Source organism: Roseateles sp. L2-2, assembly GCF_050613215.1.
Lineage (GTDB): Bacteria > Pseudomonadota > Gammaproteobacteria > Burkholderiales > Burkholderiaceae_C > Roseateles > Roseateles noduli.
In genome coordinates this window covers 6,008,374-6,035,222 of sequence record NZ_CP192509.1, presented here as the reverse complement: position 1 = coordinate 6,035,222, position 26,849 = coordinate 6,008,374, and the positions used below count along the sequence as shown (strand labels likewise).

The window sequence follows — 26,849 nt, the reverse complement described above, 5'->3', positions numbered from 1 at the left end:
TCGGCCGGGAATCCCGGCCGATCTGCTTGGCGAAGGTCTGATCACCAGATCCGGATGCGGTCCTCGCTGGACTTGAACATCTTGTCGCCCGGCTTGGTCTTGAAGGCCTCATGGAAGCCGTCATGATTGACCGCGGCGCCGTTGGCACGGAACTCCGGCGGCGAGTGCGGATCGATGGTCAGCAGCTGCAGCTTGCGCTCGTCGCGCGCCTTCTCGCGCCAGGCCTGCGACCAGCCCATGAAGAAGCGCTGCTCGCCCGTGTAGCCGTCGATCACCGGTGCCGGCTTGCCGCCCAGCGAGCGCAGATACGCCTTGTAGGCGATCTGCAGGCCGGACAGGTCGGCGATGTTCTCGCCCAGCGTCAGCTTGCCGTTCAGATGCTTGCCGGCGATGGGCTCATAGCCCTCGTACTGGGCGACCAGCTTGTTGCCGATGGCGTCGAAGGCCTTGCGGTCGTCGTCGGTCCACCAGTTGCGCAGCTTGCCGTCGCCGTCGAACTGGCTGCCCTGGTCGTCGAAGCCGTGGCTGATCTCATGCCCGATGACCGCGCCGATGGCGCCGTAGTTCACCGCGTCGTCCGCCTTCGTGTTGTAGAAGGGCGGCTGCAGGATGGCCGCCGGGAAGACGATCTCGTTGAGCGTCGGGTTGTAGTACGCGTTGACCGTCTGCGGCGTCATCAGCCACTCGCGGCGATCGACCGGCTTGCTGGCCTTGGCGGCCTGGCGCTTCCACTCGAAGACCGAGGCGCGCAGGTTGTTGCCCACCGGATCTCCGGCCTTCACTTCCAGCGCGCCGTAGTCACGCCAGACGTCGGGGTAGCCGATCTTCACCATGTACTTGGACAGCTTGTCCTGCGCCTGCGCCTTGGTGGCCGGGGTCATCCAGCTCAGCTTGTCGATGGACTCCTTGTACGAGGCCAGCAGGTTGTTGACCAGCTGCACCATGCGCGCCTTGTCGGCGGCCGGGAAGTGGCGCTTGACGTAGACCTCGCCGACGGCCTCGCCCAGCGCGCCGTTGACGTTGCCCACGGCCTGCTGCCAGCGCGGCAGCTGGCTCTTCGCGCCGGTCAGCGCCGCGCCGTGGAAGGCGAAGTGCGCGTCGCGGTAGACCTTGGGCAGCGTCGAGGCGTTGGCGTCGAGGGTGCGGAAGGTCAGGTAGAGCTTGAGGTCGTCGAGCGAGGCTTCGTTCAGGATCTTGGCGGCGCCGGCCAGGTAGCTGGGCTGCGAGGCCGAGAGCTTGTCCAGGCCCGGCAGCGAGGCGGCGGTGAAGAAGGCGTTCCAGTCGAAGCCCGGCGCCTTCTGCGCCAGCTCGGCCGGCGTCATCGGGTTGTAGGTCTTCTGCGGATCGCGCAGCTCGACCTTGTCCCATTGCACCTGGGCCAGGCGTTCCTCAAGCGCCAGCACGCGCTGCGCGCTGCCGGCCGGATCGGCGATGCCGGCGGCCTTCGCCAGCGTCTGCAGGTAGTCGACGTAGGCGCCGCGGGCCTTGCCCAGGCGCTCGTCGTCCTTCTTCAGGTAGTAGTCGCGGTCGGGCAGGCCCAGGCCGCCCTGCCAGGTCTGCAGGCGGTTGATGGTGGGATCCTGGTAGTCGGCCTCGATGCCCAGCGGCACCGGCAGGTCGACGACGCCGGTCTGCGCGCCCAGCCAGGTGGCCAGCTGCTCGCGCGTCTGGATCGCGGCGATGCTGTCCAGCAGCGGCTTGACCGGGGCCAGGCCGGCCTTGTCGATCGCCGCGGTGTTCATGTAGGCGGCGTAGTAGTCGCCGATCTTCTGCTCGACGGTGCCGCCCTTGGCCTTCTTCTTCGAGAGGTCCTCGATGATGGCGCGCGCGCGCTTGTCGGAGAGGTCCGCCAGCAGGTGGAAGGCGCCGTAGGAGGACTTGTCGGCGGGAATCTCGGTGGTCGAGAGCCAGTGGCCGTTGGCCGCGCGGAAGAGGTCGTCCTGCGGGCGGACCGATTTGTCGTAGCCCTTGAGGTCGAGGCCCGATTGCGGCGGTGCCGCCATCGCGAAGCCGCCCAGCTGCATCAGCAGGGCGAGGGTGGTGAGGCGGAGGGCAGTCTTCATCGCAAGCAGCTCTTGAGCGCGGGCCGGGCCCGACGAGGCCGCCAGCCTATGCCAGAAGACAGGCCCATGACAAAAGGCATGAGCCCGCCTGTGGCGCCCGCCGCACCGGGACTTTCCAGCTTGCCGCGAGGCGGATCAAGTGGCTGGGCAGCGCGTGGCGGTCCTCGCCGGCGCCCCGGCCTTTACCTCCGCTTTACCGGAGGATGCGGGCGACCGCGTGCTCAAGGTGAGCGCCGCGATGACGAGCGCCGCACCGATCCATTCCTGCATCGCCGGATGCTGACCCAGCGCGACGCTCATCAGCAGCGCGGACACCGGCACGCCGTTAAGGAACAGCGTCCCTCGCGACGCTCCCAGCTGCCGTACGCCGAAGTTGAAGGCGACGACCGCCGCGACCGTGGGCACGGCAGCGATATACACGAGGTGCGGCACGACCGGCGTGATGTCGGTCCACGCAGGCGCGGCGACCCAGCCCCCCGCGGTTGCGACGAGCGCGAACGCCACCTGCCACGGCAGCGCCGCGATGGCGGTCAGGCCGGTGTATTCGAGCGGGCTGAGGTCCGGCACCTTCGCCGCGCCGCGCGTGTAGAGCACCCAGCCGACGGTGCCCAGCAGAGTGAGCGCGTCGCCCAGCAGCATGTGCGGCGGACCGTCCGTGCGGCCGAGCACGCCGGAGACGAGGACGACGCCGCTCAGCGCCAGCACCGCCGCACCGGCCACGGCGATCCCCGGCCGCTGGCCGTCGAGCAGCCAGCGCAGCAGGATCGTCGTCATGGGCATCGTGGCCATCAGCACGGCGCCGTGCGAGGGCAGCGAGAGCTTCAGCCCCTCCAGTACCAGGATGCCGAAGAAGCCGTAACCCAGCACGCCGTAGCGCGTCAGCGTGCCCCAATGGGCGCGGAGCTTCGCCCAGGGCCGTTGGCCGAAGAAGACGACCAGCAGCGTCATGCCGACGCCTGCGAGCAGATAACGCAGTGCCGTGAACCAGATCGGGTCGAGGCGGCTCAGTACCGGCTTGCCGACGAGGAACAGGCTGCCCCACGAGACGGCCGCGAACAGCATCGCGACGGTGGCGGCATAGGGATTGGAGAGGCTCATGGCGGCCTTCGCTTTCGCAGGACTTCGATGGAACGGAGTCTGGGCGCCGCCCTTCACGCGGTCCATGCGCATCTTTGGAACAGGCGTTTTGAGAATCTGAACGCCGATCCGACGGCGGCTTGTCAGAATCCGGACCCATGGAGCTGTACCAGCTGAAGAGTTTTCTGGCCGTCGTCGCCGAACGCAACCTGACTCGCGCCGCGGAGAAGGTGTTCACGTCCGTGCCCGCCGTCAGCGCGCAGATCAAGGCGCTGGAGGAGGAACTCGGCGTCCAGCTGTTCGAACGCAGCTCGCGCGGCATGACGCTGACGTCCGCCGGAGAGAAGCTCGCCGAGGAAGCCCGCCGCACCCTCGAGGCCGCACAGCGCCTGCGGCACGCCGCCGCGCAGATCCGCGGCGACGTGCAAGGCGTGCTGCGCATGGGGACGGTCAGCGATCCGATCTCGCTGCGTCTGGGCGATGTGCTGGTGAAGCTGGCGGAGCGGCATCCCGGCATTGGCCTGCAATTGATGCAGCGCCTGTCGCTGCAGAGCGTCGAAGCCCTGCGTCGCGGCGAGGTCGACTGCGCTTACGTCCTCCACGACAACGAGACTGCGGAAGGGCTCATCGTCAATCGGCTGCGGCGGATGGAACTGGCGATCGCGGTGCCGCGCCGCTTCGCCGACCGCGAGTGGCCGGTGTCGCGGGATGCGCTGCTGTCGTTGCCCTGGATCGGCACGCCGGTGGTCTGCGGGCTGCGCGCCGCGGCCGAACGGTTGTTCCAGAGCGCCGGCCGCGAGCCGCCGCACAGCCTGATGGCCGAGACCGAGGCCGCCGTGCGCGGCATGGTGGCGAGCGGCCTCGGGGCCGCGATCCTCCGGCTCGACCAGGCGCAGGCCGCCGTCGACGCCGGGGAACTGCGGATCTGGCCGCACTGGCAGGACGAGACCTGGCTGTGCTGGCTCCAGAAGGAGGGCCCCGAGGAACACGCGCTGACCGCCGTGCGGGAGCTGGTCGAGGAAGTCTGGCGGGACTGAGCCAGCCAAGCGCCGGCCGATCTCCAGACTGAAGGCCGCCGCCGGATTCTTTTTCGACCGACCGGTCGGGCTGCGATACTCCGGCGATCACAACGGAGACTGCATCGTGGAGACCCTGCAGATATCGACCGACGCGCGTGGCGTGGCCCGCGTGACGATGAACCGGCCCGAGGTGTTCAACGCCTTCGACGAGGCGATGATCGCGGCCCTCGACGCCGCCTTCGAGCGGCTCGGCCAGGACCCGGCCGTGCGCATCGTCGTGCTGGAAGGCGCCGGCAAGGCCTTCAGCGCCGGGGCCGATCTCCAATGGATGAAACGCGCGTCCGAGGCGACGCAGGCGTGGAACGTCGAGGACGCGCGCCGCTTCGCCGGCATGCTCGACCGGATCGCGCGCTGCCCGAAACCGACGATCGCCAAGGTCCACGGGGTGGCCCTGGGCGGCGGTGTCGGCCTGACGCTGGCCTGCGACATCGCCGTCGCCGCGGCCGGCGCGCAGTTCGCGGTCAGCGAGGCCCGCTTCGGCATCCTGCCGTCGGTGATCGGCCCTTACGTGATCAACGCGGTCGGGCCCCGCGAGGCCCGTCGGCTCGCGCTGACCGCCAGCCGCATCCCTGCCGCCGAAGCGCTGCGGATCGGCATGCTGCATGAGGTCGTCGAGAGCGACGCGGCCGGTGGCCTCGACGGCGCCGTCGAGCGCTGGATCTCGGAGCTGCTGAAGAACGGTCCGCAGGCGCAGGCGGAGATCAAGACGCTGTTCGCGCAGCTCGAAGTCGGCCCCGTGACCGATGACGTCCGCGAAGTGACTGCGCAGACCATCGCCCGCGTGCGCATGGGCGCGGAGGCGAAGGAGGGCTTCGCCGCCTTCCTCGGCAAGCGGCCTGCGACCTGGGTGCCCAGCGCCGATTGAACCGGCCCGGAACGGCAACGGAAACGATCGCTGGAACGAGCACCGGAACGAACACCGGAATGCGAAGAATACGGAGACAGCAATGACGGAATCGACTGGATCGACGGGATCCTGGCGCGTCGCGACGGCACCAGCCGCGCAGGCGCCGGTGGCGGTGATCGGGGCGGGTGTGATGGGCGCGGGCATCGCGCAGGTGGCGGCGCAGGCCGGCCACCCGGTCCGGCTGATGGACCTGCGCGAGGGCGCCGCAGCTGCGGCGATCGCGCAGATCGGCAAGGCGCTCGACGGTCTGGTGACCAAGGGCCGCATGGAAGCGGCGGAGCGCGAGGCGGTGATGAGCCGGCTCTCGCCGGCCGGCGCGACCGCGGATCTGAAGGACTCGGCGCTGGTGATCGAGGTGATCGTCGAGAAGCTCGAGCCCAAGCAGGCGCTGCTGCGCGAGCTCGACGCGCTGCTGCCGCCCGACGCGCTGATCGCATCCAACACCTCGTCGATCAGCATCACCGCGCTGGCCAACGGCATGGCGACGCCGCGCCGCCTGGTCGGCATGCACTTCTTCAATCCGGTCCCGCTGATGAAGCTGGTGGAGGTCGTCTGGGGCGCGGAGACGGATCCTTCCGCCGCCGAGGCGATCGAGCAGCTGTCGCGTCGCTGGGGCAAGACGCCCGTCCATGCCAGGTCGACGCCGGGCTTCATCGTGAACCGCATCGCCCGGCCGTACTACGCCGAGACGCTCGCGCTGTTGCAGGAGCAGGCCGGCTCACCCGCGCAACTGGACCGCGCGCTGCGCGGCGCCGGCTTCCGCATGGGACCGTGCGAGTTGATGGACCTGATCGGGCACGACACCAACTACCTCGTGACCCAGTCGGTGTTCGAGGCCAACTTCGGCGACAAGCGCTATCAGCCGTCGCTGGTGCAGAAGGCGCTCGTCGACGGCGGGAGACTGGGACGCAAGTCCGGCAAGGGCTTCTATGAGGGCGTGCCGGCCTCCACCTCGACGTCGCCGGCAGAGAGCATCACTGCCTCCGCCGCCGACGCGGACGTCGGGGCGGTCACGCTGGCAGGGCAGGGCGCGCTGGTCGAGCGCCTCGGTGCCTGGATGACGACGCGCGGCGTCGCGTTTGAGCGCGACGCCACGACGGACTGGAACGGCGTCGCCCTCGACGGTCTGCAGTTGCACTTCACGCGCGGGCGTTGCGCCTCGCAACTGGCGCACGAGCGCGGCCAACCCGGATTGGCGGTGATCGACTGGCCGCTGGCGCCGGATCGCGTCGAGGGGCTGGCCATTGCCTTCGCCTCGCGTGTCGATGCCGCGTCGCGGGAACATGCCGAAGTGCTGCTGCGCCGTCTTGGGTGGGAGCCGCTCGTGCTGCGCGACGTGCCGGGTCTTGCCGTCGCCCGCACGATCGCGATGCTGGTCAACGAAGGCGCCGACGCGGTCTGGCAAGGCGTCTGCGACGAGGCCGGCGCCGACACGGCGATGAAGCTCGGCGTGAACTACCCGGCGGGGCCGTTCGAATGGCTCGCGCTGCTCGGCGCACCGGCCGTCGTGGACGCGCTCGACGGTCTTTTCGACGCGTATCGCAGCGAGCGCTACCGCGTCAGCCCGCTCCTGCGGCAGCGCCTCTGGGGTTGAGGCGCACATGAAAAAAGCGACCCGCGGGTCGCTTTTCCGTTGGTGCCGGAGGGCTCCGACACTGTGCGTCCGAAGCCTCAGAGCAGCATGCGCAGGTGCGCTTGCGCCTGCAGCAGCGGGGGCAGGCAGTGCTCGACCATCTGCTCCATGCTCATGCGGGTCGCGTGGACGCTGATGGCCATCGCGGCGACGGTGTCGCCCTTGTAGTTCTTCAGCGGCACGGCCACCGAACGCAGGCCCTGTTCCAGCTCCTGGTCGATCAGCGCGTAGCCCTGGGCGCGGGCCCGGGCGATCTCGATGCGCAGGCGCTCCGGATGCGTGATCGTGTGCGGGGTCAGCGCGGTCAGTTCCTGGCGGGCGATGAAGGCGTCGACTTCCGCCTGCGGTTGCGCGGCCAGCAGCACGCGGCCGTTGCCGGTGCAGTAGGCCGGCACGCGGGTGCCCGGCTGCAGCGTCGGGGACACCACGCGACCGGCGCTCGTCGCCGAGATGCAGATCACGTCGTTGCCGTCCAGCACGCCGGCCGACGAGGCTTCCTTCATCGCGTACGCCAGCTTGTGCAGCTCGGGTTCGATGATGCGCGGCAGGCGGGCGGAGTGCATGTAGCTCTGGCCCAGGCGCAGCACCTTCGGGGTCAGCGCGAACATCTTGCGGTCCTGCGAGACGAAGCCCAGATGGGTCAGCGTCAGCAGGTAGCGGCGGGCGGCCGCGCGGGTCAGGCCGGTGCGGCCGGCGACTTCGCTGATGGTCAGTCTGGGACGTTCCTGATCGAAGGCCTCGATCACGGCCAGACCCTTTTCCAGGCCGGCGACCAGGTCGCGCTTCAGCGGACCGGTACGGACTTCAGCGTCAGGGGCGGGGACGACCGCTTGGATCGCGGTCAGTTCATCATCAAAGGCTCGTGCAGCGGACATGGCGGGGAGGGACGACGTGCGTTTGACGCCCAAATCTGCTGGGCGTAAGCAGGTGATGTCCAAGACTATAGGGACAACCCTGTGAAGAATGTTTGCCAGGGCAAATGTTTTATCCGCAGATCGCCCGCTTGTGCATAAATTTGGTGCATTTTCAGCGCAGAACGCCCCACCGCCTTCGTCGGGCGGTGTGAACGGGCGTTCAGCGGGAAAAAGGTGCGCGAAACCGCGGTGGGTGGTCGCTAAGCAGGCGGTCGATAGTCAGACATCATGCTTGTCACCGCATACCCTACATATATGAGCGGTATGCGCCATCAAACGAGGTCAGTATCACACGCGATGTGCGATTGGCGCCTACGTGGTCCTACGTGCGCCCATGACTATTTCTCTGTCGCCCCCAACTTTTGGCTATAGGTCGCCCAACCCTGGCAGACACGGCCAGCGCTCCCGCGCTGCACCAAAATGAGGTCAGACAACCTGGGCGATTGCTGTAATCCTCAATTCGTCCCAGGCGGAGGGGCGCCGCCATGAACGAGGGACAAGGAGCCGGTCCGTGCCGGCTCCCGGAAAGCTCAGACGCGCTCGACGACGACCGCGATGCCCTGGCCCACGCCGATGCACATCGTGCACAGCGCGTAGCGGCCCTGGGTGCGGTGGAGCTGGTTGATCGCCGTCGTGATCAGCCGGGCACCGCTGGCGCCCAGCGGATGTCCCAGCGCGATCGCCCCGCCGTTGGGGTTCACGCGGGGATCGTCGTCCTGCAGGCCAAGGTCGCGCAGCACCGCCAGGCCTTGGGCCGCGAAGGCTTCATTCAGCTCGATGACGTCCATCTGGTCCAGCGTCAGCCCGACCTGCGCGAGGACCTTGCGCGCCGCCGGCGCGGGGCCGATGCCCATGATGCGCGGCGCGACGCCGGCCGTCGCCATGCCCAGCACGCGCGCCCGCGGGGTCAGGCCGTGCCTGGCGATGGCCGCCTCGCCTGCCATCAGCAGCGCGCAGGCGCCGTCGTTGACGCCGGAGGCGTTGCCGGCGGTCACGCTGCCGTCCGGCCGGACCACGCCCTTGAGCTTGGCGAGCGCCTCCAGGCTGGTCTCGCGCGGATGCTCGTCCTGGCGCACGACGACCGCGTCAACCTTCTTCTGGGGAATGGTCACGGGGCAGATCTCGGCATCGAAGAAGCCGCTGCGCTGTGCGGCCAGCGCCTTGGTCTGGCTGGCCAGCGCCATGCGGTCTTGCGCGTCGCGGGCGATGCCGAAGTCGACGGCGACGTTCTCGGCCGTCTCCGGCATCGCGTCGACGCCGTACTGCGCCTTCATCTTCGGATTGATGAAGCGCCAGCCGATGGTGGTGTCATAGATCGCGTTCGCGCGGGAGAACGCCGACTCCGCCTTGGGCATGACGAAAGGCGCGCGGCTCATGCTCTCGACGCCGCCGGCGATCATCAGCTGCGCCTCGCCGGCGCGGATCGCCCGGGCGGCGCTGCCGACGGCGTCCATGCCGGAGCCGCACAGCCGGTTCAGCGTCACGCCGGGTACGGCGATGGGCAGGCCGGCCAGCAGGGCGGACATGCGCGCCACGTTGCGGTTGTCCTCGCCGGCCTGGTTGGCGCAGCCGTAGAACACGTCGTCCAGCGCTCCCCAGTCGAGCGACGGGTGGCGCGCGATCAGGGCCTGGATGGGCACCGCCCCCAGATCGTCGGCACGGACCGACGACAGCGCGCCCCCGTAACGCCCGAAAGGGGTGCGCTGCGCATCGCAGATGAAGGCGTGCATGAAAAGTCTCCTGTATCTTTATGAGAATGCGAGGTTCGGGGGATCATAGGGGGGCGCAGGAAAAACCTGTGACAAGTTGCACGGTCCCCGCGGGATCATGCGCAACGCCGTACGGTTGACGCGCTTTTGATTTAAGTTGCGCCCCTCCGCAGCCGAAGCTGCTGACGAGGGCGCCCGATCCGGGACGCGGAACTACAAGAATGAAGGACAGATCGGCCGATCCGCTCATCGATGTGAACCAGCTGAAAGTGGGGATGTTCATCCATCTCGACCTCGGCTGGATGTCGCATCCGTTTCCGCTCAGCAGCTTCAAGCTGAGCTCGGAAGAGCAGTTGCTGATCCTGCGCCGCCTGGGGCTGAAGCAGGTGCGCTGGAGTCCGGGCAAGAGCGACCTGCCGCTGGAGGCGACGCCGATGCCGGCGCCGGCCACCGCGGCGGCCGTGGTCGATGACCACCGCAGCGTCGAGGACGAGGTGCGCGAGCGCCATCGCCGCCTGCTGGCCGAACAGCGCGACGCGCTGCTGCTCTGCGAGCGCCAGTACGCCGAGGCCGCCACCGCCCTGCGCGACCTGATGGACCTGGTGCCGCGCGAGCCGACCGACGCGCGCGACCGCTCGTCCGCGCTGTCCCGCGCGCTGCTGGACAAGATGCTGGTCGAGGGCGACATCAACATCCGCCTGCTCAACGAGGGCGCCGGCGACCGGGGCACCGCGCACGCGCTCAACGTCGCGGTGATCGCGATGCTGCTGGGCCGGGCCTTCGGCCTGGGCCGCGACGAGATGCTGGACCTGGGCCAGGGCGCCCTGCTGCACGACATCGGCAAGATGGAGCTGACGGCCCGCTTCCGACATCGCGACGACAGCTTCACCGCCGCCGAGGTGGCCGCCTATCAGCAGCACGTCGCCAAGGGCGTGGTGCTGGGACAGAAGATGGGCGTGGGCGCGGGCCCGCTGCTGATCATCGCTCAGCATCACGAACACGCCGACGGCAGCGGTTTCCCGCAACGCCTGAACGCCGACCGCATGAGCATCGGCGCCCGCATCGTGGCGCTGGTCAACCGCTTCGACGGACTGTGCAACCCGCTGCTCAGCTCCAAGGCGATGACGCCGCACGAGGCCTTGTCGCTGATGTTCGCGCAAGGCCGCAGCCGTTTCGACGCGACCATGCTCAACGCCTTCATCCGGATGATGGGCGTGTATCCGCCGGGCTCCGCGGTGCAACTGACCGACGACCGCTACGCGCTGGTCGTGGCCGTCAACTCATCGCGCCCGCTCAAGCCGCGGGTCATGGTCCACGATCCTCGCGTACCGCGCGACGAGGCGCTGGTGCTGAACCTGGAAGAGCTGCCCGACCTCGGCATCCGCCGCAGCGTCAAGCCGCAGCAGCTGCCGCGCGCCTCGCTGGACTATCTCAGCCCGCGCAGCCGCATCGCCTATTTCTTCGAGTCCGCCGGCCCGACGTCCATGCCGCCCTCGCCCCCCGGGGAGATGGCGGCGTGAACCTTCCGACCCGAGCCGTCGCCGCGACTCCCGCGGCGTTCAATGCCGCGTTCCTGCCGTTGATCGACGGCCTGCAGGAGGCGGTGTGGCTCGTGGACGCGCGCACCCACTGCGTCGTCGCGGTCAACCAGGCCTCGCAGCAGCTGCTCGGACTGCAGGCGAAGGACCTGGTCGGCAGCAGCGTGGAATCGCTGGCGTCGACGCCGGAGGATGCGCTGTTCTGGATGGACGCCGCGATCGGCCGCCGGGAGAGCCTGCACACCGACACGATGATGCGCCACGCCGACGGGCGCATGCTGTGGATCTCCCGTCGCATCAGCCATGTGGCGCAGGCGCAGGGCGACGGCCTGTGGCTGATCGCGATGCGCGACCAGACCCAGCAGCGCCAGCATGACGAGGAGCGCGAGACGCTGCTCGCCGAACTCCGCGCCACGCTCGAATCGACCGCGGACGGCATCCTGGTCACCGACCTCGCCGGCCGGATCCGCAGCTTCAACCAGCGGCTGGCGTCGCTGTGGGGCATTCCCGAAGACCTCCTCAACGACCGCAACGACGACGCCGTGCAGGCGTGGATGCGGCGCAGTGTCGTCGACGGCGCGTCGTATGCGATGCGGCTGGGCGCGATCCAGGAATCGCCGCTGCTGCACACCAGCGACAACCTCAAGCTGATCGACGGCCGCGTCCTCGAACGCGTCTCCCTGCCGCAGTGGAGCCGGGGCCGACCGATCGGCCGCGTGTACTCGTTCCGCGACCTCAGCGAGAAGCTGGCCGCGCACCAGCGTATCGAGGAGCTGTCGCACAACGACATGCTCACCGGGCTGCCGAACCGGCGCGCGCTCATGGAGCGCGTGGACTATGCGCAGGCGATGGCCCGCCGCGAGACGACGCCGTTCGCGCTGCTCAACGTCGACCTCGACCGCTTCAAGCAGATCAACGACACGCTGGGCCACTCGTATGGAGACCGCGTGCTGAAGGAAGTCGCGCTGCGGCTGAAGGAGTCGCTGCGCGAAGTGGACACCGTCGCGCGGCTGGACGGCGACGAATTCGCACTGCTGATCCACCAGGCCGACGCCCGCGGCGCCGAGCACGCGGCGCGGCGCGTCCAGGAGGCCATGTCGCGGCCGTTCTGCTTCGATACGCTGAGCTTCACCGTCACCTGCAGCATCGGCATCGCGCTGTTCCCCGGCGACGGCGCCAGCGCCGAGGAGTTGCTGGCCAGCGCCGAGCGCGCGATGCACTGGGTCAAGGAAAGCGGCCGCAGCGCGTTCCGCTTCCACCAGCCGCGCAAGGACGTGGACCTGCTGTCGCGCATGCGGCTCGACCATGCGATGCGCCAGGCGCTGCAGGAGCACGAGTTCCGGCTGCACTTCCAGCCGCAGGTCTCGCTGGAGACCGGCGAGCTCGTCGGCGCGGAGGCGCTGATCCGCTGGCGCGATCCGCTGCGCGGCGACGTGCCGCCGTCCGAGTTCATCCCCGTGGCCGAGGAGAGCGGCTTCATCGTCGCGATCGGCCAGTGGGTGCTGCAGCAGGCGGTGGCGCAGGCCGCGGCGTGGCTCCAGAAGGGGCTGCGCGTGCCGGTGGCGGTCAACGTGTCGGCCCTGCAGTTCCAGCAGACGCAGTTCGTCGAGCAGGTCGCACAGGCCCTGCGCGCCTACGACCTGCCGCCGTCGCTGCTGGAGCTGGAGCTCACCGAGTCCGTGCTGCTGCGCGACGCCGAGGAGGCGCTGCATCGCATGGAGGCGCTGTCGGAGCTCGGCGTGCTGATGTCGATCGACGATTTCGGCACCGGCTATTCGAGCCTGGGCTATCTGAAGCGCTTCCCTATCCAGCGCCTCAAGATCGACCGCAGCTTCGTGCAGGGACTGCCGGGCGACGCGAGCGACGCCGGCATCGTCAATGCGATCGTGCAGATGGGTCGTGCGCTCAATCTGAAGGTCATCGCCGAGGGCGTCGAGACCGACGCGCAACGCGATTTCCTGGCGCGCTGTGGCTGCCACGAGTACCAGGGCTTCCTGTGCGCACCCGCGCTGGAGACGCGTGCCTTCGAGGAGCGGCAGGCCCAGATCGCCGCGCAGGCGGAGGCCGCCAAGCTGGCGCGCGAGCAGGCCGCAGCGGCGCCGCGCACCGCGCGCGCATCCGTCCACCTGCTTCGCGGGACCTGATCCGCGGCGCGTCCGTCGCGCATCGGGATCGACCCGCAGAACACTCGGGAGCGGGGTCGGGAGACCTCTCCACTGTCTCCCGCGCGAGGGCGGCACAATGCGCCGATGGCCGCCGTCGACGGCCGGGAGACACATGTGCTGTACAAGTTCAAGTCGAAGGCCGGGGCTGACGTCATCATGTTGGCCGCCCATGGCGATCAGGCGCTGCAGGCCCTGGGGCGCGGACCCGCGCCGCAAGGCATCTTCCAGTCGTCCGACCTGGCCGCGTTGATCGCGCACGGCGAGGCGGCGATCGCCGAGGAGCAGCAGGCGCAGGATCGCGCCGCGGAACAGGCGCAGGCCGAAGGCCGCAAGCCGCCGCCCAAGCCCGAGGTCACGCTGCGCCAGCGCCTGTGGCCGCTGCTGGAGCTGATGCGCGCCGCCCAGGGCGCCGGGACCGACGTGGTCTGGGGCGTCTGAGTGGATCCGACGCTGATCCTGGCCATCCGGCATGGCGAGACCGCCTGGAACAGAGAAGGGCGGCTGCAGGGCCATCTGAACCTGCCGCTCAATGCGATGGGCGAGCGCCAGGCCGGGCGGCTCGGCGCGGCAATGGCCGACCACCCGATCGACGCGATTTATTCGAGCGACCTGGACCGCGCAGCGGTGACTGCCCGGCATCTGGCGGAGCCGCATGGACTCGAGGTGCGACTCGACGAACGCCTGCGGGAGCGCGCCTTCGGCGTCCACGAGGGCAAGCTCTGGACGGAGATCGAGACTGGCTTCCCGGAGGACGCCCTACGCTGGCGCCGACGCGACCCGGACTTCGAGCCGCCTGGCGGCGAAAGCCTGACCGCGCTGTATGCGCGCTGCATCGCCGTCGTGTCCGAGCTGGCCGCGGCGCATGCGGGTCAGACGATCGCGATCGTCGCGCACGGCGGGGTGATGGACTGCCTGTACCGCGCCGCCACCCGCATCGACCTGCAGGCGCCGCGCAGCTGGGTCCTGGGCAACACCAGCGTCAACCGGCTGCTGTATTCGCCGCAGGGATTCAGCCTGGTCGGGTGGAACGACGATCAGCATCTGCAAGGCCTGGCGCTGGATGATCCCGGCGTGCCGGGCTTCATCCCCGCAGCGGTCGCGACCGCCAAGGCCTGAGCGCGTGATCGCCGGCTCCCACGAGGGCCGGCGGCCGCCGACATCGACAAGAGCGCCGCATCGAGCGCTCATCGAGGAGACACATGACCGACGCACAGATCATCGTGCTGGCCACGCCGGTGTTCTTCGCCCTGATCGGGCTGGAGTACTGGATCGGGCTGCGCCGCGGCCGCAACACCTACCGCCTCAACGACGCGGTGAGCAGCATCGCGCTGGGCATGCTGAGCCAGGTGGTGGGCGTGCTGACCAAGCTCTTCACGCTGGGCATCTACACCTGGGTCTTCGAGCGCGCGGCGCTGACGCGCCTGGATGCCGGCGCCTGGTGGGTCTGGCTGCTGGGACTGCTGCTCTACGACTTCCTCTATTACTGGCACCACCGCCTCGGTCACACGACCGCGCTGCTGTGGGCCGCGCACGCCGTCCACCACCAGAGCGAGGACTACAACCTCTCCACCGCGCTGCGCCAGACCGGCAGCGGCTGGCTGGTCGGCTGGGTCTTCTACATGCCGATGGCGATCCTCGGCTTCCCGCCGCTGGTCTACGCGGTCGTGGCGCTCATCGACCTGCTGTACCAGTTCTGGGTGCACACGCAGCAGATCGGCAAGCTGGGCTGGTTCGACCGCTGGTTCTGCTCGCCGTCCAACCACCGCGTGCATCACGCCGTCAACGATCCTTATCTTGATCGCAACTACGGCGGAATCCTCGTCATCTGGGACCGGATGTTCGGCAGCTTCCAGGAGGAGCTGGATCGCGAGCCCTGCGTCTACGGGACCCGCGACGCGCTTCGGAGCTGGAACCCGTGGACGGCCAACGTCCAGGTCTACGCCAGACTGCTGTCGAAGATGCGGCGCACGCCGCGCTGGCGCGACAAGCTGCGCCTGTGGTGGGAGCCGGCGCATTGGGAGCCGGGCCTCGGTGCCCGCATAGCGCCCGGATACGACCCGCACACCCGGCCGCTGTTCGACCCGAAGGTCGCCTCCTCGCACGCCTGGGCCGCAGGCGCGATGTTCCTGCTGCTGCTGGTCGCGATCGCGCTCTTCCTCTGGAACGCCCACCGGCTCGGCCCGATCGAGCAGATCGGCGTGCTGGCCGCCCTCCTGGCGGGACAGGTCCTGACGGCCCGTTTGTTATCACCCGCAGACCCTCTGGTTCACCCCTAACGGGGAACTGTTGCAATTTTGCGTCGGGCGTTATGGGTGCGTGCAACGCACTTCTATACTCCGCACACCTTGCAGTAAAGCCATTGAGCCAGACCGGCTGAAACCTCCAACTGGATGAAGGTGGGTATGAAAAAGATTGCATTCGCTGCGGCCATCGCGGCTCTTTCCGCTCCCGTGTTCGCGCAGAGCTCCGTCACGCTCTGGGGCCGGATCAACACCTCGGTGGAAAGCATCAAGACCGGCGACCGCGACCGTGTCGCATCGGTGATCAACAACAACTCCCGCCTGGGTTTCAAGGGCACGGAAGACCTCGGCAGCGGCCTGAAGGCCAGCTTCGCCCTGGAACATGGCCTGAATTCGGACGACGGCCGCCAGACCAACTCGGCGTTCTGGAACCGTGAAGCCAGCGTGCAGCTGGCCGGCGACTTCGGCGCGATCCGTCTGGGCCGCTGGACCCCGGGCTCGTACTACGCCACCGCCGACTACGTGTCGATGCACAACCACGACACCGGCACGTCGGAAGACAAGCTGTACTCGGGCGCCGGTTTCACGCAGACCAACAAGGTCGGCTACTTCACCCCGAACGTCGGCGGCTTCAACGGCGAATTCACGCTGCACGCCGGTGAAGGCGTCGATCCGCGCGGCTACGACGTCGCCCTGAACTACGACCAGGGCCCGATGCACCTGGGCGCTGGCTACAGCAAGCAAGGCTCGGCCAAGCAGTACGCGATCCGCGGCCTGTATGAACTGGGCGCCTTCACCTTCGGCGGCTACGCGCAGCGCGAAGAGTCGGGCACGCCGCAGTCGGCCGGCGCGAAGGATGCGCGCTGGATCGGCCGCGCTGCCGTGATGTACACGATGGGCCAATCGGAATTCCACCTGAACGTCGGTGGCACCAAGGCCGGCGCGTACTCGTTCAACAACGGTCGCAACGGTGGCAAGCAGTACACGCTGGCCTACAACTACAACCTGAGCAAGCGCACCAAGGTGTACGCTTTCTACACGGCTGTGGACGCGAACACGCCGGCCAAGCGCGACGACCTGAACTCGTTCGCCCTGGGCGTCCGCCACAACTTCTGATCTCCGGATCACGAAGCAGAAAGGCGCTCCTCGGAGCGCCTTTTTCATTGCCGTTTCATCGTCCTGTTCATTGCCGTTCCGGAGCGCCGGTCAGCTCGCCTGGCCGGCCCCCGATTACTCCAGGTCGAACAGTTGCCCCGCCTGCTTCGGCGGCGCGACGCCCAGGTGGCGATACGCCGCCAGCGTCGCGATCCGGCCGCGTGGGGTGCGCTGCAGGAAGCCCTGCTGGATCAGATAGGGCTCGATCACATCCTCGATGGTGCCCGGCTCTTCGCCGATCGCTGCAGCGACGTTGTCCAGTCCCACGGGGCCGCCGTCGAAGCGGTGCACCACGGCTTCCAGCAGCTTCCGGTCCATCAGGTCGAAGCCCAGCGGATCGACATCCAGCATCGCCAGCGCCTTCTCCGCGATCGTCCGGGTGATGGTGCCGTCGGCCTTCACGTCGGCGTAGTCGCGCACGCGGCGCAGCAAGCGGTTGGCGATCCGCGGCGTGCCGCGCGACCGGCGCGCGACTTCGAGCGCGCCCTCCGGATCGATGGGTGCGCCGAGCAGCGACGCGGACCGGGTCACGATGCGGCGCAGTTCGTCGGCCGTGTAGAACTCCAGCCGCGCCACGATGCCGAAGCGGTCGCGCAGCGGGTTGGTCAGCATGCCGGCGCGCGTGGTCGCGCCCACCAGCGTGAACGGCTGCAGGTCGAGCTTGATCGAACGGGCCGCCGGGCCTTCGCCGATCATGATGTCGATCTGGTAGTCTTCCAGCGCCGGGTACAGGATTTCCTCGACGACCGGCGACAGCCGGTGGATCTCGTCGATGAACAGCACGTCGTTGCGCTCGAGATTGGTGAGGATGGCGGCCAGGTCCTTGGGCTTCTCCAGCACCGGCCCGCTGGTCTGGCGCAGGTTGACGCCGAGCTCCGCGGCGACGATGTGGCTCAGCGTGGTCTTGCCCAGTCCCGGCGGGCCGAACAGCAGCACGTGGTCGAGCGCCTCGCGCCGCTTCTTGGCGGCGCCGATGAAGATCTCCAGCTGCTCCCGCGCCTTCGCCTGGCCGACGTACTCGTCGAGCAGCTTGGGGCGCAGCGCGCGTTCGATGGCGTCCTCGTTCGGCGACGCGGGCTGGGCGCTGATGAGGCGGGCCTGCTGCGGCGCGGGCGTGAAGTCGTCGGTCTGGATGCTCATGGTCGGAGGGTACGCCGCGCGCGGGGCGTCATGACAGGTGCTTCATCGCCAGCTTGATACCTTCGCTGACGCCGATGTCCGCCGGCAGCGTCTTCAGCGCGGAACCGGCTTCCTTCTCGCTGTATCCGAGCGCTACCAGTGCCTGGAGGATGTCGGCCTGGGCGTCGTTGGCCACGGACACCGGCAGCGACAGGTCGGGGCTCAGCTTGCCCTTGAGTTCCAGCAGCAGACGCTCAGCCGTCTTCTTCCCGATGCCCGGGACCTTCACGAGCCGGCCGGCCTCCTGCTTGGAGACGGCCTGGGCCAGATCCCCGACCGACATGCCCGACAGCAACGACAGCGCCATCTTGGGCCCGACGCCGCTGATCTTGATGAGGAGACGGAAGGTGCTGCGCTCCTCGGCGGTGAGGAAACCGAAGAGCACGTGCGCATCCTCGCGGATGCTCAGGTGCGTCAGCAGCGAGGCGCGCTCGCCCAGGCCCGGCAGGTTGAAGAAGGTGCTCATCGGCACGTCGACTTCGTAGCCGACGCCTTGCACGTCGATGACAACCTGCGGGGGCGATTTTTCCGCGATGACGCCGGTGAGCTTGCCGATCATGGGCGCGGATTATCCGCGTTCGTCGACACTTCGACGGAAATTTGCTGGATGTTTGTCCAGTATTTTCCCGAGGCGGAAAATTCGACGCCGATTGCGCGCCCGGGATCGGGCGCGGGGTGCGCTCAGTTGCGGCCGAACAGGCCCAAGCGCTGCGCTTCCAGCGCGGCCTCGGCGCGCGAGCTCACGTTGAGCTTGCGGTAGATCTGCTTCACGTAGTCGGCGATCGTGTGGCGCGACAGGCCCAGCTGCACGCCGATTTCCGGCAGCGTGAAGCCCTTGGCGACGCGCAGCAGCACTTCCGTCTCGCGGTCAGTCAGGGACACCTCATGCAGCACCTGCGCGGCCTGCGGCCGGCGTTGCGAGGTGAAGTAGGCGATGACCTTGCGCGCGATCGACGGCGACAGCGGCGGCTCGCCCTGGCTGATGCGCTGGAGCTGCTCGACCAGCAGCTCGCGCGATTGTTCCTTCAGCAGATAACCGAAGGCGCCGGCCTGCAGGGCGGGGAAGAGGTGCTCGTCGTCGTCGTGGATGGTGACGATGACCGACTGGACTTCGGGCTGCTTCTCGCGCAGCGCGGAGATCACGTCGACGCCGGAACCGTCCGGCAGGCCCAGGTCCAGCAGCGCCAGCGTGAAGCGCTGCGAGTTGACCTGCTGCAGCGCGTCCTGCACCCGCGAGCACTCGGTGACGACCGCATTGGCGAAGACCTGTTTGACCAGGACCTTGAGCCAGGCACGGATTTCGGGAATGTCTTCGAGGAGCAGGATGTGGTTCATGGCGCGGATTCTTGCTCAGGAAAGCAATGCCGGCAGGGAACCAGCCGGCTTCGCGCAACAGTACGGCTTTCTCGGGGGGCTGACCATCCTGATCAACGCCGGACTGTGGTGCCGGCGGCAATGGATCACGCGGGAACGCGATCAGAGCGTGATCAAAGTGGGATTGTGAGCCGGATGACGGTGCCCCAGCCGGGTCCGGATTCGACCAGGCACTGGCCGTGCATCTGCTTGGCGCGGGCCTTCATGCTGGCCATGCCGTGTCCCTTGTCCAGGCGACCTTCGAGCTCCAGCGGAATGCCCTGGCCGTTGTCCTGGATCACCACGGAGAAGTAGCCGTCCTGCGCCGAGCAGCTGATCACGCAGTGCGTGGCGCCGCTGTGCTTGATGATGTTGCTGACCGATTCGCGCAGGATGCGCGTGGTCTGCACGTAGGCGCGGGCGGGGAAGGTGTGCTCGATGTCCTCAGCGGGCGATTTCCACTCGGCCAGGATGTTGGCCTGCGCCAGGCGGGAGACCACCTCGGCGCGCCAGTCGCCCAGCGCGTCCAGCAGCTGCACCGGCTTGCCGGTCAGGCCGCGCACCGACAGGCGCATTTCTTCGAGCGCCTCGCGCGCGAGCGTCGAGATCCGGTCCGACTCGCTGGTGTGCACGATGGTCAGCAGCTTGGCGCCGAGGTCGTCATGCAGGTCGGCGGCGATGCGCTTGCGCTCGCGTTCGGTGACCTGCTCCAGCTTGGTCTCGGCGACCTGGTCGAAGTGGCGCTCCAGCTCGGCGATGCGCTCCTGCAGGCGCAGCTCGCCCTGCAGGACGGCGAGCTCCGACTGCGTGAGCGCGCGGGCGAACTCGCGCACCCGGTGCAGGCCCAGGCCCAGCAGGCACAAGGGGCCGAGGATGCCGGCGAGGCCGCTGCCCGGCAGGGTCCAGGCCGTGAGCACCGCCAGCACGCCGAAGCCGATCAGCACGCAGCTGAGGACGAAGTCGGATTGCGGATAACGCTCCTCCAGCGTCGGCAGGAACATGTCCTGCCAGAGATGCCAGAGGTGCCAGGCCATCGCGACCAGCAACTGAGCGCCCAGCCACCAGAGCGCGAACGCGGCGATGCGCGTCGCGGGCACAGGCAGCAGCAGCGCCGCGGGGAAGAGCAGCGCCTGGGCCAGCAGCACGCGATGCATGCGGCGGTCGCGCCGACGCAGCCGCCGCATCAGGTAATGGATCGCGCACCAGAGCAGCCAGGGGGCGAGGATCACCGCGATCCCGGTCCGCCACGACGACAGCGGCGCGAGCCCGACCGTCACCACCCATCCCGGCATCAGCACGAGCAGCCAGGCGATGTGGCGCTGCGCGCGGCGTTGCCAGATCAGCAGGCCCAGCACGAAGGCCATCAGCACCAGCGCGGACTGCAGGCCGTAGGCCAGCTGCGGCGCGAGCCGCGTCCACAGCGTGGCGAAGGAGCCGGTGGTGACGCCGTCGGCGCCGGCGACCGCCGCGCCCGCGACCTGCGCGAGGCAGACCGGCACGGCCAATGACAGGATCGCCGCGGCGCCGAACGCCGCGGGCCGGGTGCCTCCCTGCGCCTGCGCGGCATCCCTGAGGCCGGCGGCGTCTCCTTGTTGTTCCGTGATCCGGTGCATGGGGGGCGATTGTGCAGGCGCAACAAGCGCGCGGCGCACCGGCGCGCGACAATACCGCCCTCAACCCCCCTGAATACGGAGCCGTCTCCGCTTTGAACCTGCGCCACGCCTTCACCCCCGCCGACAACCGTCGCCTGTCCCACCTGTGCGGCCCGCTGGACGAGCACCTCCGCCAGATCGAGGCGGCGCTGAGCGTGCGCATCACCCACCGCGCCGAGCACTTCAACGTCGAGGGCGACCGCGCGCCGGCGCAGCGCACGATGGTCCTGCTGGAAGCGCTCTATGCGCGCGCCGACCGGGCGATTCCCGGTGAGACATTGCGGCTGGCGATCGTCGAAGCCGCCAACGACGTGGTCGTCCGGTCGAAAGCGGCCCATGACGGCAACGGGGAGGACCCGGAGGGCGCGGACGGCAACGGCGTCGTGCTGCGTACCCGGCGTGCCGACCTGGCCGGTCGCACGGGCAACCAGCATCTCTATCTGCGCAGCATCCTGTCGCACGACATCAGCTTCGGCATCGGCCCGGCGGGCACGGGCAAGACCTTCCTGGCGGTGGCCTGCGCGGTGGACGCGCTGGAGCGCTCGACGGTGCAGCGCATCATCCTGACGCGTCCGGCCGTCGAGGCCGGCGAGCGCCTCGGTTTCCTGCCCGGCGACCTGACGCAGAAGGTCGACCCGTACCTGCGCCCGCTCTACGACGCGCTGTACGACCTGATGGGTTTCGACCGCGTGACCAAGGCGTTCGAGAAGGGCCAGCTGGAGATCGCGCCGCTGGCCTTCATGCGGGGACGGACCTTGAATCATGCGTTCGTGATCCTCGACGAGGCGCAGAACACGACGCCCGAGCAGATGAAGATGTTCCTGACCCGCATCGGCTTCGGCAGCAAATGCGTGGTGACCGGCGACACGAGCCAGATCGACCTGCCGCGCGGCATGCGCAGCGGGCTGGTCGACGCGGAGCAGGTGCTGGAAGGCGTCGAGGGCATCGCGATCACGCGCTTCACGCGCGAGGACGTCGTGCGCCACCCGCTGGTGGCGCGCATCGTGCAGGCCTACGAGAACCAGACGGAAGCGCTGGCGCTCGAAGAGGCCCGCGCGCAGGAAGAGCACCGCGCCCAGTTCGCCGAAGAGCGCGAGGAACGTCGCCTGCGTGCGCTGCGCCTGCGTGAGGAGGCGATGCGCTTCGATGCGCCGCCGCCCGCGCCGGTGAAGACGCCGGCAACGAAGAAGCCGGCAACGAAGAAGCCAGCCACGAAGAAGCCAGCCACGAAGAAGGCGGCGGCCAAGCCGGTTGCCAAGCCGGTTGCCAAGACGGCCGCCAAGTCCACGCGCAAGGGAGCTGCCCGATGAGCCGCCCGGAACTGAGCCTGTCGCTGCAATTCGCCGATCCGCGCCACAAGGCGCTGCTGCCGCGGCACAAGGTGATCCGCTGGATGCGCGCGGCGCTGGAGCTGCCCGGCGAGATGACCGTCCGCATCGTCGATGCGGAAGAGGGGCAGTCGCTCAACCGCGAGTACCGCTCGAAGGATTACGCCACCAACGTGCTGACCTTCGATTACACGCACGAGCCCGTCGTCGCCGCGGATCTGGTGATCTGCGCCGAGGTGGTCGAGCGCGAGGCGAAGGAGATGGGCCTGGACATCGCGGCGCACTACGCGCACATGCTGGTTCACGGCACGCTGCACGCGCAGGGCTACGACCACGAGGAAGACGACGAGGCCGAGTTCATGGAAGCGCGCGAGACCGAGGTCATGGTCGGGCTCGGCTTCGCCGATCCGTACGCCGCAGCGAAGGCCAAGCCAGCCAAACCCGCCAAGGTCGCGAAGACCGTGGCCAAGGCGAAGCGCTGAGCGCTTCGCCGCCTTCCGCTACTGCTGCGTGCCGAGGTAGCGCTTGCGCCAGAAGAAGGCGCCGAGCAGCAGGGCGGTGACGACCATGACGCCCACGGCGATCCAGAAGCCGGTGGCGCGGTGGATCAGCGGCAGGGTGTCGAAGTTCATGCCGAAGACGCCGGTGATCAGGTTCAGCGGCAGGAAGATGGCCGTGAGCACGGTCAGCGTCCGCATGATGTTGTTGGTGCGTTCGCCGGTGAGCGAGAAGTGCATCTGCACCGAGGTCTCCGCCGAGGTCTCCAGCCGCCGCACGTGGGTCAGCACGCGCTCGACGTGTTCGAGCACGTCGCGCGATCGCACGCGCAGCAGCTCGCGCTCGCGTTCCGCCCGCGCGTCGCCGACGGGCCATTCGCCCAGCGCGTCTATCCATTCCTGGACGGCGCTGCGCTGGTCCTCGCAGAGGTCTTCCAGCCGTGACAGCGTGTCGCGCGCGTGCAGCACCACGGGCCAGTCGCGGAAGTGGCCGCGACGATCCAGCAGCAGGTTCTGCAGCGTCGTCAGCTGACGGGTCAGCAGCCGGCGCAGGTCCAGGTAGCTGTCGACCATGTGGTTGACCATGCGCAGCATCAGCTCGGCCGGACTGTGGGGGAGCCGCGTGCTGCCGCGCAGGTCGCGGCCTTCCTGCTGCGCGCCGAGCTTGCCGGCGAAGTAGTCCCGCAGCGAGCATTCGCCCGGATGCACGGTGATGAGCACGCGGTCGAAGACGGCGAAGCCGACCGGACTGGTGTCGATGGCCTTCAGCGCCTCGTTGACGGCGCCGGCGGTGCGGGGTTCGTCGTCGGACAGGTGCTGCTGGCTGCCGGGCATGGTCGCGAGCCGGCGGAACACCATCAGGTCGTACGCGCTCGTGTAATCGAAGTGCGACGGCAGTTGCGGATTCATCAGATCCGACACATGCAGATCGAGCAGCTGCGCGCCGGTCCAGCGCATCAGCCGCTGCTGCAGCGCGCCGAGCTGGAGCTCGAACTCGCGCCGCGGCAGGCCGATCCACAGGAAGCCGTCGGGCGGGAGCTCGTCGGGCAGCTCCGCGCGCTCCTCATAGAGCGCGTCGCTGAGATGGAAGATGCGCATGCGTGAGGTCGGGCAGCCGGCGTTCCCCGTCGTCGGGGAACTCAGGCGCCGGCGCGGATCAGGCGCGCCGCGTCCATCGCGAAGTAGGTCAGGATGCCGTCGGCGCCGGCGCGCTTGAAGGCGAGCAGCGCCTCCAGCATCACCGCGTCGTGGTCCAGCCAGCCGTTCGCGGCGGCCGCCTTGATCATGGCGTACTCGCCGCTGACCTGGTAGGCGAAGGTCGGCACGCGGAACTCCTGCTTCACGAGCCGCACGATGTCCAGGTAGGGCAGGCCGGGCTTGACCATGACCATGTCGGCGCCTTCGGCCAGATCCAGGCCGACTTCGCGCAAGGCTTCGTCGCTGTTGCCCGGGTCCATCTGGTAGGTCTTCTTGTCCGCCTTGCCGAGGTTGCTGCGCGAGCCCACCGCGTCGCGGAACGGGCCGTAGAAGGCGCTGGCGTACTTGGCGCTGTAGGCCATGATCCGCGTGTGGATGTGGCTGTCCGCCTCCAGCGCGGCGCGGATCGCGCCGATGCGGCCGTCCATCATGTCGCTGGGCGCGACGATGTCCACGCCCGCGCGGGCCTGGACCAGCGCCTGCTGCTTGAGCAGCTCGACGGTGCGGTCGTTGAGGATGTAGCCCTGCTCGTCGAGCACGCCGTCCTGGCCGTGGCTGGTGTACGGATCGAGCGCGACGTCCGTCAGCACGCCGATGCCGGGGACCTTCTCCTTGAGCGCGCGCACGACGCGCGGGATCAGGCCGTCCGGGTTGGTCGCCTCGATGCCGTCGGGTGTCTTCAGCGCCGTGTCGATCGCGGGGAACAGCGCGATCACCGGGATGCCCAGTTCGACGCATTCCTCGGCGACGGGGATCAGCTTGTCCAGGCTCAGCCGGGACACGCCCGGCATCGACGCGATCGGTTCGACGCGGTTCTCGCCCTCATGCACGAACACCGGGAAGATGAAGTCGCTGGCGTGCAGACGATGTTCGCGGACCAGCGCGCGGGTGAAGGCGTCGCGGCGCAGGCGACGGGGACGGCTGGCGGGGTAGGGGGCGGGAAGTTGCATGATTTCCGGGAAGTGCCACCAGGATGAGGGGCCAATTGGTGGAAAGACGAGGATTCCGAAATTCGGCAGATCTGTTAAAGTCGTTCTTGAATGATAGCCGTTCGGCTGTCGTTCCCTGCTTTTCCTCCCTGAGCAGGAGCCTTAGCGTGATGACAGCGATAAGGCTTTCCGACCCCGGCTGTGAAGCCGGGGTTTTTTTTCGCGCCTCCATAATGCCGCGATGCTCTGGATCAAAGCGCTTCACATCATCTTCGTCGCCGCGTGGTTCTCCGGCCTGTTCTACCTGCCGCGGATCTTCGTGAACCTGGCCATGGTGCCGGCCGACAGCCACGCCGAGCGCGAACGGCTGCTGATCATGGCCTTGAAGCTCTACCGCTTCAGCTCGGGACTGATGGTGCTGGCCCTGGCCTTCGGCCTCACGCTGTGGCTGTACTACGGCATCGGCCGCGGCCCCGGCAACGGCTGGATGCACGCCAAGCTCGCGCTGGTCGTGGCGGTCATCGGCTACCACCACGTGTGCCGTGCCTTCCTGCGCAAGTTCGAGATGCTCGCCAACCGGCGCAGCCACAAGTGGTTCCGCGTGTTCAACGAGGTCTCGGTCCTCGTGTTCGCGGCCATCGTGATCCTGGTCGTCGTCAAGCCCTTCTGATCCGGCGATGCATAGGCGCAGTTCCGCCACCTGGCTGGCCCTGTGTTACGCCGTGCTGGTGGTCTACGCCAGCCTCTATCCGTTCTGGCCCTGGCGCATGCCGCCCAGCCTGCCCTGGCCGGGCTTCGTCGGGCTGCCCTGGCCGCGCTACTGGGGCCGGTTCGACATCTGGATCAACGTCGTCGGCTACTGGCCGCTGGGACTGCTGTGCTTCTCGGCGGTGATCCGCGGCAGCGGCAGCCTGCTGCGCGCGCTGCTGCTGACGGTGGTCGGACTGCCGCTGCTGTCGTTCTCGATGGAGACGCTGCAGTACTTCCTCCCCGGCCGCGTCCCGTCGCTGGCGGACTTCCTGCTCAACAGCGCCGGCGCCTGGCTAGGCGGGCTGTGCGCGTGGGCGCTCCTGTGGCTGGGCGGGCTGGCACGCTGGAACGGCTGGCGCGAGCGCTGGTTCGTGCCGCACAGCGCGGGCGCCCTGGCGTTGCTGGCGATGTGGCCGGTGGGACTGCTCTACCCGGCACCGCTGCCGCTGGGCCTGGGCCAGCTGTTCCCGCGTCTGCGCGAATGGGCCGAGCTGGTACTGGAGAACACGCCCTGGGAACTCGTGCCCAAGGAACTGAGCGACGAGCTGCCGCTGCCGCCCGGCCTGGAGGCCATCGCCATTGCGATGGGCGTGCTGGCGCCGTGCCTGCTGGCCTTGTCGGTGGCGCGGCCGGGCAAGCGCCGCGCGCTGCTGGTGCTGGGCGCGATCGCGCTGGGCGTGACCACCACCGCGTGGTCGACGGTGCTGAACTTCGGCCCCGATCACGCCTGGGCCTGGCTGACCTCGACGACCGAACCGGGCCTGATCATCGGCGGCGTGCTGGCGCTGCTAGCGGCCTTCATGTCGCGCCGCGCGAATGCGGCCTGGGGCCTGGTCGTGCTGACCGTGCTGATCGCGCTGATGGCCGAGGCGCCGTCCGATCCCTATCTGCTCGAAAGCCTGCAGTTCTGGGAGCAGGGCCGCTTCGTCAACCTCTACGGGCTGGCGCAATGGGTCGGCTGGCTGTGGCCGTTCGCGGCGCTGGCCTGGCTGCTCTACGGCGTCACGCAGAGCGACCGCCCGGGTGCGCCGTCTGCCGGGGAACGGCCTGCCGATGAGCACTCCGCCGGGCGCTCTGAAGGACAAGCGGATCGTGACGGACCGCACGAACCGCCGCTCGGTGTAAACCCTGAAACTACAATCGACCGATGAGCTCCCCCAGCTACTACCAACGCCACATCTTCTTCTGCCTGAACCAGCGCGAGAACGAGAACGCCTGCCTTCAGCACAACGCGCAGGAGGCCTTCGACCACTGCAAGAAGCGCGTGAAGGCCGAGAAGCTGGCCGGCAAGGGCGGCGTGCGCGTGAACAAGGCGGGCTGCCTGGACCGCTGCGCCGGCGGGCCGGTGGCGGTCGTGTACCCGGACGCGGTCTGGTACTCGTTCGTGGACAACAGCGACATCGACGAGATCGTCGAACGCCACCTCAAGCACGGCGAGGTCGTCGAGCGCCTGGTGCTCGACGATTCGGTCGGCCGCTGATCGG

General features: G+C 68.6%; 24 protein-coding genes and 1 pseudogene. 15 read left to right on the top strand and 10 right to left on the bottom strand.

Features of this window, described 5'->3' with window-relative positions:
• Window positions 1-41 precede the first annotated feature (41 nt).
• A complete protein-coding gene (locus ACQZ13_RS26900) occupies window positions 42-2,063 on the bottom strand; it encodes a M13 family metallopeptidase (protein ID WP_431048899.1) in 2,022 nt (673 codons plus the stop codon).
• A 135-nt stretch (window positions 2,064-2,198) separates the two neighbouring features.
• The gene (locus tag ACQZ13_RS26895; protein ID WP_431048898.1) at window positions 2,199-3,161 is read right to left on the bottom strand and encodes a DMT family transporter; all 963 of its coding nucleotides are present in this window, start codon (window positions 3,159-3,161) and stop codon (window positions 2,199-2,201) included.
• A gap of 137 nt (window positions 3,162-3,298) precedes the next feature.
• Here ACQZ13_RS26895 and ACQZ13_RS26890 point away from each other — a divergent pair, with 137 nt between their 5' ends.
• The 3 genes from ACQZ13_RS26890 (at window position 3,299) to ACQZ13_RS26880 (ending at window position 6,720) form a co-directional block, all read left to right on the top strand.
• Window positions 3,299-4,177 (top strand): LysR family transcriptional regulator, encoded by an 879-nt coding sequence (locus ACQZ13_RS26890; RefSeq protein WP_088407690.1) that lies wholly within the window; start codon window positions 3,299-3,301, stop codon window positions 4,175-4,177.
• A 106-nt stretch (window positions 4,178-4,283) separates the two neighbouring features.
• Window positions 4,284-5,084, top strand: a complete 801-nt coding sequence (locus ACQZ13_RS26885; protein WP_431048897.1) for an enoyl-CoA hydratase-related protein — start codon at window positions 4,284-4,286, stop codon at window positions 5,082-5,084.
• Window positions 5,085-5,166: 82 nt separating this feature from the next.
• Entirely contained in the window at window positions 5,167-6,720 is a 1,554-nt protein-coding gene (locus tag ACQZ13_RS26880; protein WP_431048896.1) for a 3-hydroxyacyl-CoA dehydrogenase, read from the top strand.
• Between the two features lie 77 nt (window positions 6,721-6,797).
• Here ACQZ13_RS26880 and ACQZ13_RS26875 read toward each other — a convergent pair whose 3' ends face one another.
• Entirely contained in the window at window positions 6,798-7,634 is an 837-nt protein-coding gene (locus tag ACQZ13_RS26875; protein ID WP_088407692.1) for an IclR family transcriptional regulator domain-containing protein, read from the bottom strand.
• Between the two features lie 569 nt (window positions 7,635-8,203).
• The gene (gene pcaF, locus ACQZ13_RS26870) at window positions 8,204-9,403 is read right to left on the bottom strand and encodes a 3-oxoadipyl-CoA thiolase (protein WP_431048895.1); all 1,200 of its coding nucleotides are present in this window, start codon (window positions 9,401-9,403) and stop codon (window positions 8,204-8,206) included.
• Between the two features lie 200 nt (window positions 9,404-9,603).
• On the opposite strand from pcaF, the gene ACQZ13_RS26865 reads away from it, so the two are divergent.
• The 6 genes from ACQZ13_RS26865 to ACQZ13_RS26840 all read left to right on the top strand — a co-directional run bounded on the left by ACQZ13_RS26865 (window position 9,604) and on the right by ACQZ13_RS26840 (window position 16,441).
• Window positions 9,604-10,902: an HD-GYP domain-containing protein gene (locus tag ACQZ13_RS26865; RefSeq protein WP_431048894.1), complete on the top strand. Its 1,299-nt coding sequence runs from the start codon at window positions 9,604-9,606 to the stop codon at window positions 10,900-10,902.
• On the top strand, window positions 10,899-13,064 hold the full coding sequence (locus ACQZ13_RS26860; RefSeq protein WP_431048893.1) for a putative bifunctional diguanylate cyclase/phosphodiesterase: 2,166 nt from the start codon (window positions 10,899-10,901) through the stop codon (window positions 13,062-13,064). The genes ACQZ13_RS26865 and ACQZ13_RS26860 overlap by 4 nt, the downstream gene beginning before the upstream one ends.
• Before the next feature lie 105 nt (window positions 13,065-13,169).
• Window positions 13,170-13,523 carry a DUF1840 domain-containing protein gene (locus tag ACQZ13_RS26855; RefSeq protein WP_431048892.1) on the top strand — a complete coding sequence of 118 codons (354 nt, stop codon included), beginning with the start codon at window positions 13,170-13,172 and terminating at the stop codon, window positions 13,521-13,523.
• Complete coding sequence (locus ACQZ13_RS26850; RefSeq protein WP_431048891.1) at window positions 13,524-14,201, top strand: histidine phosphatase family protein; 678 nt, start codon at window positions 13,524-13,526, stop codon at window positions 14,199-14,201. It abuts the gene before it with no gap.
• Between the two features lie 83 nt (window positions 14,202-14,284).
• Window positions 14,285-15,361 (top strand): sterol desaturase family protein, encoded by a 1,077-nt coding sequence (locus tag ACQZ13_RS26845; RefSeq protein ID WP_431048890.1) that lies wholly within the window; start codon window positions 14,285-14,287, stop codon window positions 15,359-15,361.
• Window positions 15,362-15,487: 126 nt separating this feature from the next.
• The gene (locus ACQZ13_RS26840) at window positions 15,488-16,441 is read left to right on the top strand and encodes a porin (protein WP_431048889.1); all 954 of its coding nucleotides are present in this window, start codon (window positions 15,488-15,490) and stop codon (window positions 16,439-16,441) included.
• Between the two features lie 114 nt (window positions 16,442-16,555).
• Here ACQZ13_RS26840 and ruvB read toward each other — a convergent pair whose 3' ends face one another.
• The 3 genes from ruvB to ACQZ13_RS26825 all read right to left on the bottom strand — a co-directional run bounded on the left by ruvB (window position 16,556) and on the right by ACQZ13_RS26825 (window position 18,994).
• Window positions 16,556-17,620: a Holliday junction branch migration DNA helicase RuvB gene (ruvB, locus tag ACQZ13_RS26835; RefSeq protein ID WP_088407699.1), complete on the bottom strand. Its 1,065-nt coding sequence runs from the start codon at window positions 17,618-17,620 to the stop codon at window positions 16,556-16,558.
• A 28-nt stretch (window positions 17,621-17,648) separates the two neighbouring features.
• Entirely contained in the window at window positions 17,649-18,218 is a 570-nt protein-coding gene (gene ruvA / locus ACQZ13_RS26830; protein WP_431048888.1) for a Holliday junction branch migration protein RuvA, read from the bottom strand.
• A gap of 122 nt (window positions 18,219-18,340) precedes the next feature.
• A complete protein-coding gene (locus ACQZ13_RS26825) occupies window positions 18,341-18,994 on the bottom strand; it encodes a response regulator (RefSeq protein ID WP_067069232.1) in 654 nt (217 codons plus the stop codon).
• Between ACQZ13_RS26825 and ACQZ13_RS26820 the strand changes: the two genes are divergently transcribed.
• Window positions 18,993-19,163 carry a hypothetical protein gene (locus tag ACQZ13_RS26820; RefSeq protein ID WP_431048887.1) on the top strand — a complete coding sequence of 57 codons (171 nt, stop codon included), beginning with the start codon at window positions 18,993-18,995 and terminating at the stop codon, window positions 19,161-19,163. The two genes, ACQZ13_RS26825 and ACQZ13_RS26820, sit on opposite strands and share 2 nt — an antisense overlap.
• Here the strand turns inward: ACQZ13_RS26820 and ACQZ13_RS26815 are convergent.
• Window positions 19,147-20,625 carry a sensor histidine kinase gene (locus ACQZ13_RS26815; protein ID WP_431048886.1) on the bottom strand — a complete coding sequence of 493 codons (1,479 nt, stop codon included), beginning with the start codon at window positions 20,623-20,625 and terminating at the stop codon, window positions 19,147-19,149. The two genes, ACQZ13_RS26820 and ACQZ13_RS26815, sit on opposite strands and share 17 nt — an antisense overlap.
• Before the next feature lie 92 nt (window positions 20,626-20,717).
• On the opposite strand from ACQZ13_RS26815, the pseudogene ACQZ13_RS26810 reads away from it, so the two are divergent.
• Together ACQZ13_RS26810 and ybeY are read left to right on the top strand one after the other, a co-directional pair.
• A pseudogene (locus ACQZ13_RS26810) lies at window positions 20,718-21,689 on the top strand (PhoH family protein); the annotation flags it as partial.
• A 281-nt stretch (window positions 21,690-21,970) separates the two neighbouring features.
• Window positions 21,971-22,474, top strand: a complete 504-nt coding sequence (gene ybeY / locus ACQZ13_RS26805) for an rRNA maturation RNase YbeY (RefSeq protein WP_431048885.1) — start codon at window positions 21,971-21,973, stop codon at window positions 22,472-22,474.
• Window positions 22,475-22,492: 18 nt separating this feature from the next.
• Here the strand turns inward: ybeY and ACQZ13_RS26800 are convergent, their stop codons facing one another.
• Window positions 22,493-23,587, bottom strand: coding sequence for a magnesium transporter CorA family protein (locus tag ACQZ13_RS26800; RefSeq protein WP_431048884.1), 1,095 nt, complete (start codon window positions 23,585-23,587; stop codon window positions 22,493-22,495).
• A gap of 41 nt (window positions 23,588-23,628) precedes the next feature.
• Entirely contained in the window at window positions 23,629-24,636 is a 1,008-nt protein-coding gene (gene hemB, locus ACQZ13_RS26795; protein WP_088407704.1) for a porphobilinogen synthase, read from the bottom strand.
• Window positions 24,637-24,856: 220 nt separating this feature from the next.
• Here hemB and ACQZ13_RS26790 point away from each other — a divergent pair, with 220 nt between their 5' ends.
• The 3 genes from ACQZ13_RS26790 to ACQZ13_RS26780 are packed head-to-tail and all read left to right on the top strand — an operon-like array spanning window position 24,857 to window position 26,845.
• Window positions 24,857-25,285: a CopD family protein gene (locus ACQZ13_RS26790; RefSeq protein WP_088407705.1), complete on the top strand. Its 429-nt coding sequence runs from the start codon at window positions 24,857-24,859 to the stop codon at window positions 25,283-25,285.
• 7 nt (window positions 25,286-25,292) lie between these two features.
• On the top strand, window positions 25,293-26,516 hold the full coding sequence (locus ACQZ13_RS26785; protein WP_431048883.1) for a VanZ family protein: 1,224 nt from the start codon (window positions 25,293-25,295) through the stop codon (window positions 26,514-26,516).
• Window positions 26,513-26,845, top strand: a complete 333-nt coding sequence (locus ACQZ13_RS26780) for a (2Fe-2S) ferredoxin domain-containing protein (RefSeq protein ID WP_088407707.1) — start codon at window positions 26,513-26,515, stop codon at window positions 26,843-26,845. Before ACQZ13_RS26785 ends, ACQZ13_RS26780 begins: the two co-directional genes overlap by 4 nt.
• The last annotated feature ends 4 nt before the right edge of the window (window positions 26,846-26,849 follow it).